The sequence below is a fragment of the Acidisphaera rubrifaciens HS-AP3 genome (genome assembly GCF_000964365.1).
In the GTDB taxonomy this organism is placed as follows: Bacteria; Pseudomonadota; Alphaproteobacteria; order Acetobacterales; family Acetobacteraceae; genus Acidisphaera; species Acidisphaera rubrifaciens.
In genome coordinates, this window is sequence record NZ_BANB01000508.1 from 1 (window position 1) to 9,944 (window position 9,944).

At 71.0% G+C, this 9,944-nt stretch carries 10 protein-coding genes; 9 read left to right on the top strand and 1 reads right to left on the bottom strand.

All coding sequences use genetic code 11. The features are described 5' to 3' along the window. The first annotated feature begins 70 nt into the window (after positions 1–70). The 9 genes from B8460_RS13830 to B8460_RS13870 all read left to right on the top strand — a co-directional run bounded on the left by B8460_RS13830 (position 71) and on the right by B8460_RS13870 (position 9,082). Positions 71–778 carry an SDR family oxidoreductase gene (locus tag B8460_RS13830; RefSeq protein ID WP_048862194.1) on the top strand — a complete coding sequence of 236 codons (708 nt, stop codon included), beginning with the start codon at positions 71–73 and terminating at the stop codon, positions 776–778. 170 nt (positions 779–948) lie between these two features. Further along, positions 949–1,518 carry a F0F1 ATP synthase subunit delta gene (locus B8460_RS13835; RefSeq protein ID WP_052945245.1) on the top strand — a complete coding sequence of 190 codons (570 nt, stop codon included), beginning with the start codon at positions 949–951 and terminating at the stop codon, positions 1,516–1,518. Then, positions 1,518–3,050 (top strand): F0F1 ATP synthase subunit alpha, encoded by a 1,533-nt coding sequence (gene atpA / locus B8460_RS13840; protein WP_048862196.1) that lies wholly within the window; start codon positions 1,518–1,520, stop codon positions 3,048–3,050. The genes B8460_RS13835 and atpA overlap by 1 nt, the downstream gene beginning before the upstream one ends. A gap of 9 nt (positions 3,051–3,059) precedes the next feature. Beyond that, positions 3,060–3,947 carry a F0F1 ATP synthase subunit gamma gene (locus B8460_RS13845; protein ID WP_048862197.1) on the top strand — a complete coding sequence of 296 codons (888 nt, stop codon included), beginning with the start codon at positions 3,060–3,062 and terminating at the stop codon, positions 3,945–3,947. 13 nt (positions 3,948–3,960) lie between these two features. Then, positions 3,961–5,391 carry a F0F1 ATP synthase subunit beta gene (gene atpD, locus B8460_RS13850; protein WP_048862198.1) on the top strand — a complete coding sequence of 477 codons (1,431 nt, stop codon included), beginning with the start codon at positions 3,961–3,963 and terminating at the stop codon, positions 5,389–5,391. A 6-nt stretch (positions 5,392–5,397) separates the two neighbouring features. Next, positions 5,398–5,805, top strand: coding sequence for an ATP synthase F1 subunit epsilon (atpC, locus tag B8460_RS13855; RefSeq protein WP_048862199.1), 408 nt, complete (start codon positions 5,398–5,400; stop codon positions 5,803–5,805). 149 nt (positions 5,806–5,954) lie between these two features. Beyond that, on the top strand, positions 5,955–6,815 hold the full coding sequence (locus B8460_RS13860) for a ferritin-like domain-containing protein (RefSeq protein WP_048862200.1): 861 nt from the start codon (positions 5,955–5,957) through the stop codon (positions 6,813–6,815). Between the two features lie 90 nt (positions 6,816–6,905). After that, complete coding sequence (locus tag B8460_RS13865; protein ID WP_048862201.1) at positions 6,906–7,607, top strand: M48 family metallopeptidase; 702 nt, start codon at positions 6,906–6,908, stop codon at positions 7,605–7,607. Then, positions 7,604–9,082, top strand: coding sequence for a glucosyltransferase domain-containing protein (locus tag B8460_RS13870; RefSeq protein ID WP_048862202.1), 1,479 nt, complete (start codon positions 7,604–7,606; stop codon positions 9,080–9,082). The genes B8460_RS13865 and B8460_RS13870 overlap by 4 nt, the downstream gene beginning before the upstream one ends. On the opposite strand, the gene B8460_RS13875 is transcribed toward B8460_RS13870, so the two are convergent. Continuing rightward, positions 9,083–9,944: transglycosylase domain-containing protein (locus tag B8460_RS13875; protein WP_048862203.1), on the bottom strand; the 862-nt coding region annotated here is incomplete at its 5' end. It abuts the gene before it with no gap.

The following is a 9,944-nucleotide window of genomic DNA, read 5'->3' on the forward strand; positions in this document are numbered from 1 at the left end:
GCGGCGGCCGAGTAGCAACCGGCCGCGCCGTCCCGCCGTTACGCGCGGCGGGACGGCAACGGAGGTCAGGATGGCGGCGGCGAGGGTGGCGCTGGTGAGCGGGGCGGCGCGCGGCATCGGCGCCGGCATCGCGGCACGGCTGGCCGATGACGGCTGGACGGTGTGGGGCGCCGATCTCGACCGACCGGCGTCGCCGCATCCGGGCGTGCGCTACGAGCAGGCGGACGTGAGCGACGAGGGCGCGGTGACGGCGCTGGCGGCCCGGCTGCGCGACGCGGCGGGGCGGCTCGACGGGCTGGTCTGCAATGCCGGCATCATGATCCGCAAGAAGTTGGCGGACCTGACGCTCGCGGAGTGGTCGCGCGTGCTGGCGACCAACCTGACGAGCACGTTCCTGCTGACGCGGGCGACGGCGGACCTGCTGGCGGCGGCGGGCGGCGCGATCGTGACCATCGCCTCCACCCGCGCCCGCATGTCCGAGCCCGATACCGAAAGCTATGCCGCGAGCAAGGGCGGCATGGTCGCGCTGACGCATGCGCTGGCGATCTCGTTCGGCCCGGCGGTGCGGGCCAACGCCATCCTGCCGGGCTGGATCGACGTGAGCGGCGAGGCGCTGCGGCCGGAGGACCACGCGCAGCATCCGGCGGGGCGGGTCGGCACGCCGGCCGACATCGCGGCGCTGGCGGCGTGGCTGCTCGGCCCGGAGAGCGGGTTCGTCACCGGCGCGGCGTTCGTCGCCGATGGCGGCATGACGCGGAAGATGATCTACGTCGACTGAGGGCGCGGGGTGGGCGGCGCGGGCGGGCTTCCGGCTCGCGCCTTCGTGTTGCGTCGCTGTAACCCCCATGCTATGCGCCCGCCGCCGGCTGTTGGGGCCGGTCAGCACATCCCGGCAGGCGTACGGCCCGAACGGCCCGTGGCGCCGCCCAAGCGATTGGAAACCAAGGCGTGGCCTCCGAAGGCACGACATTGTCCCAGGGCGGCGGGCTGGCTGACCGCTATGCCGCCGCACTCTATGCCTATGCCAGCGAACAGAACGCCCTGGACGCGGTCGTGTCGGAGATGGAGCGCCTCCATCGGATGATCGACGCCAGCGCGGATTTCCGCCGGCTGCTCGAAAGCCCCCTCATCGACATCGAACAATCGCGCCGCGCGGCCCTGGCCGTGCTGGAGGCGGAGGGCGTGGGCAAGATCGTCCGCGACTTCGTCGGCGTGATCGCCAACAACCGCCGGCTGCGCGCGCTGCCCGCCATCATCGGCGCATTCGCCGCCCTGGTGGCGCAGAAGCGCGGCGTCGTCACCGCCGAGGTGACGACCGCGCATCCGCTTACCGACGTGCAGCGCCAGAGCCTGCGCGCCCGGCTGATCGAGGCCGGCTACGGCAACGTGAACATGAACGAGCACGTCGATGCGACGCTGCTCGGCGGCCTCGTCGTGAAGATCGGCGCCCGCCTCTATGACACCAGTCTGAAATCCCGTCTGCAGCGCCTGCAGTACGCCATGAAGGGAGCCGCCTGATGGATATCCGCCCCGCTGAGATCTCGGAGATCCTCAAGCAGCAGATCGCCGCTTTCGATACCGAGACGAACGTCGCCGAGACCGGGCAGGTGCTTTCGGTCGGCGACGGCATCGCGCGCATCTACGGCCTGCAGAACGTCATGGCCGGCGAGATGGTGGAGTTCCCCGGCGCCGGCCTGCGCGGCATGGCGCTCAACCTCGAGACCGACAATGTCGGCGTCGTCATCTTCGGCGACGACCGGCAGGTGCGCGAGGGCGACACCGTCACCCGCACGGGCTCGATCGTGGACGTGCCGGTCGGCCCCGGCCTGCTCGGCCGCGTGGTGGACGGCCTCGGCAACCCGATCGACGGCAAGGGTCCGATCAACGCCGCCGAGCGCCGCCGCGTCGAGGTGAAGGCCCCCGGCATCATCCCGCGCAAGTCGGTGCACGAGCCGATGCAGACGGGCCTGAAGGCGATCGACGCGCTGATCCCGATCGGCCGCGGCCAGCGCGAGCTGGTGATCGGCGACCGCCAGACCGGCAAGACGGCGGTGATCATCGACACGATCATCAACCAGAAGGGCATCAACGCGGGCGGCGACGAGAGCCGCAAGCTGTACTGCATCTATGTCGCGATCGGCCAGAAGCGCTCCACCGTGGCACAGCTGGTGCGCACGCTGGAGGAGAACGGCGCGATGGAATACTCCATCGTCGTCGCCGCGACCGCGTCCGACCCGGCGCCGATGCAGTTCCTCGCGCCCTATACCGGCTGCACGATGGGCGAGTATTTCCGCGACAGCGGCCGGCATGCGGTGATCTTCTATGACGACCTGTCCAAGCAGGCCGTCGCCTATCGCCAGATGTCGCTGCTGCTGCGCCGTCCGCCGGGACGCGAGGCGTATCCGGGCGACGTGTTCTATCTGCACTCCCGCCTGCTGGAGCGCGCGGCGAAGATGTCGGACGCGATGGGCGCCGGCTCGCTGACGGCGCTGCCGGTGATCGAGACGCAGGCCGGTGACGTGTCGGCCTATATCCCGACCAACGTGATCTCGATCACCGACGGGCAGATCTTCCTCGAGACCGAGCTGTTCTTCCGCGGCATCCGCCCGGCGGTGAATGTCGGCATCTCCGTCTCGCGCGTCGGCTCGGCCGCGCAGATCAAGGCGATGAAGCAGGTCGCCGGCCGCATCAAGCTGGAGCTGGCGCAGTACCGCGAGATGGCGGCCTTCGCGCAGTTCGCCTCGGACCTCGATGCCTCGACGCAGCAGCTGCTGGCACGCGGCGCGCGGCTGACGGAGCTGCTGAAGCAGCCGCAGTTCCGCCCGGTGCCGGTCGAGGAGCAGGTGGTGGCGATCTTCGCCGGCACGCGCGGCTATCTCGACAAGATCGGGGTCAACCGCGTGAGCGCGTTCGAGAGCCAGTTCCTCGGCGAGCTGAAGACGCGCGAGCCGTCGATCCTGGAGGCGATCCGCACCGACCGCGAGATCAAGAAGGAGACCGAGACGAAGCTGGTCGCCTTCCTCGACGATTTCGCCAAGTCGTTCACCTAAGGGGCGGCAATGCCCAATCTGAAGGACCTTCGCGGGCGCATCACCAGCGTCAAGTCGACGCAGAAGATCACGTCGGCGATGAAGATGGTGGCGGCGTCGAAGCTGCGCCGCGCGCAGACCGCGGCCGAGGCGGCGCGCCCCTATGCCGAGCGGATGGAGTGCATGCTGCGCGCGCTCGCCGCGTCGGTGCGCAACAGCCCGACCGCGCCGCCGATGCTGATCGGCACCGGGCGCGACCAGACGCACCTGCTGATCGCGGTGACCGCCGACCGCGGCCTGGCGGGCGCGTTCAACGCCAGCATCGGCCGCGCGACCCGCAACCTCGCGCGGCGGTTGGAGAGCGAGGGCAAGACGGTCAAGCTGATGACCGTCGGCCGCAAGGGGCGCGACTATCTGCGCCGCGAGATGGCCAGCCGCATCGTCGGCGAGGTCAGCTATGCCGGGCGCAAGAGCATCGCCTTTGCCGACGCCGACGACATCGGCCGGCAGGTCGCGGAGATGCTGACCCGTGGCGAGGTGGACGTCGTCACCATCGTCTATAACCGCTTCCAGTCGGTGATCTCGCAGGTCGTGACGGAGCAGCAGCTGATCCCGCTGCCGCTGCCGGCCAACGAGAACGAGGAGCCGTCCGCCGGCCCGCGCGCGTTGTACGAGTTCGAGCCGGACGAGGAGACGATCCTTGCCCGCCTGCTGCCGCAGAACCTGTCGGTGCAGATCTATCGCGCGCTGCTGGAGAGTGCGGCCGGCGAGCACGGCGCGCGGATGACGGCGATGGACAACGCGACGCGCAACGCGGGCGACATGATCAAGCGCCTGACGCTGAACTACAACCGCGCGCGTCAGGCGAACATCACCAAAGAGCTGATCGAGATTATCTCCGGCGCCGAAGCCGTCTGAGGGGACCAAGCCAATGGCAAACAACAATGTCGGCCGCGTGACGCAGGTGCTGGGCGCCGTCGTGGACGTGCAGTTCGAGGGCGAGCTGCCGTTTATGCAGAACGCGCTGACGACCAAGATCGACGACCGCATGCTGGTGCTCGAAGTGGCGCAGGAGCTGGGCGAGCGGACGGTCCGCACGATCGCCATGGACAGCACCGACGGCATGGTACGCGGCCAGGAAGTGACCGACACCGGCGCGCCGATCCAGATGCCGGTCGGGCCGAAGACGCTGGGCCGCATCCTCAATGTCATCGGCGAGCCGATCGACGAGCGCGGCCCGATCGGCAACACCGCGACCTATCCGATCCACCGCGAGGCGCCGAGCTTCGAGGATCAGGCGACAAGCGCGGAAATCCTCGTCACCGGCATCAAGGTGGTCGATCTCCTCGCCCCGTACGTGAAGGGCGGCAAGATCGGCCTGTTCGGCGGCGCCGGCGTCGGCAAGACGGTGCTGATCCAGGAGCTGATCAACAACATCGCCAAGGCGCATGGCGGCGTGTCGGTGTTCGCGGGCGTCGGCGAGCGCACGCGCGAGGGCAACGACCTGTATCACGAGATGGTCGATGCCGGCGTCATCAAGCTCGGCGAAGGCACGACCGAGGGCAGCAAGGTGGCGCTGGTCTATGGCCAGATGAACGAGCCGCCGGGTGCGCGCGCGCGCGTCGCCCTGTCGGGCCTGACCGTCGCCGAATACTTCCGCGACGAGGAAGGCCAGGACGTGCTGTTCTTCGTCGACAACATCTTCCGCTTCACGCAGGCGGGCGCCGAGGTGTCGGCGCTGCTGGGCCGCATCCCCTCGGCGGTGGGCTATCAGCCGACGCTGGCGACCGACATGGGCGCGCTGCAGGAGCGGATCACGTCCACCAAGAAGGGCTCGATCACCTCGGTGCAGGCGATCTACGTGCCCGCCGACGACCTGACGGACCCGGCGCCGGCCACGTCCTTCGCCCATCTTGACGCGACCACCACGCTGTCGCGCCAGATCGCCGAGCTGGGCATCTATCCGGCGGTCGATCCGCTCGACTCCACGTCGCGCGCGCTCGACCCGCGCATCGTCGGCGAGGAGCATTATCAGGTCGCCCGCGAGGTGCAGCGCATCCTGCAGACCTACAAGAGCCTGCAGGACATCATCGCGATCCTGGGCATGGACGAGCTGTCCGAGGACGACAAGCTCGTCGTCGCCCGCGCCCGCAAGATCCAGCGCTTCCTGTCGCAGCCGTTCCACGTGGCCGAGGTGTTCACCGGCTTCCCCGGCGTGCTGATCCCGGTCGCCGACACGATCCGCAGCTTCAAGGCGATCTGCGCCGGCGAATACGACCACCTGCCGGAGGCGGCGTTCTACATGGTCGGCACGATCGAGGACGCGGTCGCCAAGGCCGAGACCCTGAAGCAGGCGGCCTGATCCGCCATGCCGATCGACCTCGAAATCGTCAGCCCGGAGCGGCTGCTGCTCTCGCGCCCCGTCGATCTCGTGGTGATCCCGGCGTCCGAGGGCGATATCGGCGTGCTGCCGCAGCACGGCCCGATGATCGTCACGCTGCGCGGCGGCACGATCCGGGTCTATGACGGCCGGACCGTGACGGACGAGCTGTTCGTCGCCGGCGGCTTCGCCGAGATCACGCCGGAACGCTGCACCGTCCTCGCCAACGAGGTGGTGCCGCTCGCCGAGGTGTCGCGGACCGAGGCGGAGCGTCGTCTGGCCGCGGCCGAGGCGGCCTTCGCCGCCGCCGACAAGGCCGACCTGCCGGCGCAGGAAGCCGCGCTGGAGGCGCAGCAATCGGCGCGGGCGATGCAGCAGGCGGCCGGCGCCGCCTGATCGCGCCCCGGCCGCCCAGCCGCATGGCCGCCGGTGCCGGTCCGGCATGCGGGCCTTTCGGCGCCGGGCAACCGGTGGCATGACTGCCCGTTCGTGACGCGAGCCGCCGGACGTGGTGGCGGCGCCGAGCGTGGGGGTAAGCCTGAGCGATGAAGCATTGGCGTTTGCAGGACGTCGCCTGGGACCGGTTCGACCCGGCGCGCGTCGATCCCGAGGTGGTCCCGCTGGTCAAGGCGGCCGCGATGGTCGAGCGCAACGGCACCGACTACGCGACCTATCTGCGCCGGGTGTTCCACGACGATCCCGATTTCTCCGCCGCCGCCGACAACTGGGCGGTCGAGGAAGTCCAGCACGGCGACGCGCTGGGCCGCTGGGCCGGGCTCGCGGACCCCGGCTGGGATTACGAGGGCTGCTTTGCCCGCTACCGCGACGGCTACCGCATCAACCTGGAGGCCGACAGCTCCATCCGCGGCAGCCGCACGGGCGAGCTGATCGCCCGCTGCATGGTCGAGACCGGTACCTCGTCCTATTATACGGCGCTGGCGGAGGCGTCGTCGGAGCCGGTGCTGATCCAGGTCTGCCGGCTGATCGCCGCCGACGAATACCGGCATTTCAAGCTGTTCTATGACCACATGCGCCGCTACCTGGCGCGCGAGCGGATCAGCTTCGTCCAGCGGCTGCGCATCGCCGCCGGCCGGGTGGGCGAGTCCGAGGACGACGAGCTGGCCTTTGCCTTCCATTGCAGCAACGAGCCCGAGGGCGTGGCCTATGCCCATGAGCGCTGCATCGCCGGCTATATGGCGCGGGCGATGGCGTTCTATCGCTTCGGCCATATCGAGCGGGCGATGGGCATGACCTTCAAGGCGGTCGGGCTGAAGCCGCGCGGCCGGCTGTCGGACGTCTCGGCGCAGCTGTTCTGGCGGCTGCTGCAGCGGCGGCAGAAGCGTTTTGCCGAGACCTATGCCGCGCTGCGGCCGGCCAACACGCCCCCCGACCGGCTGGCCGCCTGACCCGCCACCGTCCAAATCAGGTGCGCGGATACCTGCCGCGTGCGGCCGGCATTTGACGAATCAGGCATAACGGGGGCTTTGTCCGGCCCCATGGACGACGCACCGCCGGAGCTGCTCGATCTGCCCTCGGGGCAGGCCCTGGTTTCCTGGCGGCGATCCTCCCGGGCACGCCGGGTCAGCCTGCGCATCGATCCGCGCTTCGGCGCCGTGGTGGTGACCCTGCCCCCGCGCGCGAGCCGCGGCGCCGGCATGGCGCTGCTGGTCGATCATGCGGGCTGGGTCTCCGACCGGCTGGCGGCGCTGCCGGACGCGCTGCCCTTCGTCGATGGCGCGCTGGTGCCGATCCGCGACATCCCCCACCGCATCGTCCACCGCCCCGGCGCGCGCGGCGGCGCCTGGATCGAGGGGCAGGAGATCCATGTCGCGGGCGAGGCGGCGTTCGTCTCCCGCCGGGTGCACGACCTGTTGCGCGTCCTCGCCCGCCGGCAGCTCGGCGAGCATGTCGCGCGCAAGGCGGCGCTGCTGGGCTGCGAGGTCGCGCGGCTCACGGTGCGCGACACGTCCAGCCGCTGGGGCTCCTGCGCGCCGAACGGCGGGCTGAGTTTCTCGTGGCGGCTCGTGATGGCGCCCGACGCGGTCCAGGACTATGTCGCGGCGCACGAGGTCGCGCATCTGCGCCACATGAACCACGGAAGCCGCTTCTGGGCGCTGGTGGACCGGCTGACGCCGAACGCGGAGACGGCCAAGGACTGGCTGCACGAACACGGCGCCCGGCTGCTGCGCGTGGGGTGACGCGCGACCTGCCGACCCGGGACACGCCTGCCGCGACCTTCGCCTGTGCTTTCGCGGCGGCGGTCCTGGTTTATTTCCACGCCCTCAGCCACTTCCCGCTGCATATCGATACCGAGACGCAGGTGGTGATCGGCTCGATCGGCCAGACGATCGCGCTGGGCCGCTGGGGTATCGCGCTGCTGCATGCGACGGTCCTGCCGGAGCCGGCGGTGGCCTATTTCACCCCGCTGCTGAGCCTTGCCCTTCTGGCGGCGGCGGCGGTCGCGGCCGAGACGCCGTTTGCCTTCCCGCCGGAGCAGCGGTGGCTGTTCGTCGCCGTCTTCGCCGGGTTTCCCCAATTCGCCTACCAGCTGGAGTTCGCCAACCAGAGCGTCAGTCTCGCGCTCGGTCTGTTCTGCACCACGGCGGGCGGGGCGCTGTGGCTGCGCGGGGGCGCCAGCCGTCGTGTTGCGGCCGTCGCGCTGTGCGCCTTCGGCGTGGGGTTCTACCAGTCGCTGTTGTTCGTGATGCCGACGCTGTGGGCGGCGGCGGCGCTGCACGCGGTGCGCAGTCGCGGCGCGTCGACTGCGGACGTGGCGCGCAGCGGGATGGGGGCATTTGCCCTGACGCTGGCGGCGGCGGTGATCTCGGTCGCCATCGCGCGCGCCGTGCAGTGGTGGTGCGGCGTGCCGAACGCCGGCGGCTACCTGTCGCAGATGGTCGGCTGGCACCGGGACGGTCTGGCGGCGACGCTGTGGGCGGAGTCGTCGGACCTGGGCGCCTATGTCGCGGGCGGCCGTTTCTACGGCAACAGCCTCTATGCGCTCGCGCCGGCGGCGGCGGTCGTGGTCGCCCTGTCGCCCTGCGGACCGCCGGTGACGCTTGCCCGGCGGGTCGCGGGCGTCGCCCTTGGCATCGTCACGGTCGCGCTGCCCTTCGCGCTGATCGTGCTGCTGGGCGCGCCCCCGCCGCCGCGCACCTATCTGGCCGAGCCGGTCGCGGTCGCCGCGCTGGTGACGATGGCGCTGGGGCTGCTGCCCGGCGGGACGGCGGCGCGCGGGCGGATGGCGGCGGGCGTGGGCGCGGTCGTGCTGCTGGTCGCGTGCTTTCACGTCAGCCGGCTGTTCTATGCCGACAGCGCTGCCTTGTCGGCGGACCTGCTGCTCGGCAACCGCGTGGTCGAAACGATCTACCGGACCGATCCGGGCTTCGACGCCGCGCGCGTGCCGGTCTGGTTCGCGGGCGCGCCCGCCATCCACAATGTGTGGCGGGGGGCGGATTATGACGTGTTCGGCGCGTCGTTCTTCACCTGGGACGGCGGCAATCCGATGCGGATCGGCGCCTTTCTGAAGGTGGCGGGCATCGCCGACCTGCGGCTTGCCTCGCCGGCGGATATCGCGCGCATACGCCCCGCCGTGGCCAGCCTGCCGGTCTGGCCGGACCCGCGCGCGGTGTGCCTGATCGACGGCGTGTTGGTGGTGCGGCTCGGCCGGTAGCTACTCCCCCGCCGCGATGTCGTGGAACAGGCGGGCCGGCAGGCCGCCGCCCATGACGCCGCGCATCGGGTGGTCGTCGTCGTTGCCCATCCAGACGGCGATGATCAGGCCGCTCTCGCCGCCGACGAACCAGGCGTCGCGGCTGTCCTGCGTCGTGCCGGTCTTGCCGCCGACCAGGCGGCCGGGGATTGCGGCGGCGCGGCCGCTGCCGCGGGCGACGACGGCGTCCAGCATCGCGGCCATGTCGCGCGCCTGCGCCGAGTCGATCACGCGCGCGGGCGGCGGATGGGCGACGGGGACGTCGGCCGCAGGGCCGGCGCGGCCGGCGAGGCGGAGTTGCGCGATCCCGTACGGCGTCACCCGCATCCCGCCGTTGAAGAACGGCGCATAGGCGGCGGCGAGTTCCAGCACGCCCACCTCGCCGGTGCCGAGGGCGAGGGAGGCATTCGCCGGCAGCCGGCTGGTGATGCCGAGGCGGGCGGCGGTCGCGATCACCGCCCGCGCCCCGCCATGCGCCAGCAGCAGGCGGACGGAGACGGTGTTGAGCGACTGCGCCAGCGCGTCCTCCAGGCTGACGGGCCCGAGGAAGCGGTGCTCGAAATTGACCGGGCTCCAGGCGCCGATGCGGATCGGGGCGTCCTCCACCTGATCCCGCGGCGTCATGCCGTCCTCGATCGCGGTCAGCCAGACGAAGGGCTTGAACGCCGATCCCGGCTGTCGCCGGGCCATCACCGCGCGGTTGTAGGGGCTGCCCGCGTAGTCGCGCCCGCCGACCATGGCGCGCACCGCGCCGGTCGCCGCGTCCAGCACGATGACCGCGCCCTGGCCCACGTCCGCCGCCCGGCCCGGCCCGTCGAGCAGG

Excerpts from the sequence above, each read along its gene's own strand:
- B8460_RS13865 (WP_048862201.1), top strand. The coding sequence starts at position 6,906 with ATGGACGACGCACCGCCGGAGCTGCTCGATCTGCCCTCGGGGCAGGCC.
- atpA (WP_048862196.1), top strand. The coding sequence starts at position 1,518 with ATGGATATCCGCCCCGCTGAGATCTCGGAGATCCTCAAGCAGCAGATC.
- B8460_RS13860 (WP_048862200.1), top strand. The coding sequence starts at position 5,955 with ATGAAGCATTGGCGTTTGCAGGACGTCGCCTGGGACCGGTTCGACCCG.
- B8460_RS13845 (WP_048862197.1), top strand. The coding sequence starts at position 3,060 with ATGCCCAATCTGAAGGACCTTCGCGGGCGCATCACCAGCGTCAAGTCG.
- B8460_RS13830 (WP_048862194.1), top strand. The coding sequence starts at position 71 with ATGGCGGCGGCGAGGGTGGCGCTGGTGAGCGGGGCGGCGCGCGGCATC.
- atpD (WP_048862198.1), top strand. The coding sequence starts at position 3,961 with ATGGCAAACAACAATGTCGGCCGCGTGACGCAGGTGCTGGGCGCCGTC.
- atpC (WP_048862199.1), top strand. The coding sequence starts at position 5,398 with ATGCCGATCGACCTCGAAATCGTCAGCCCGGAGCGGCTGCTGCTCTCG.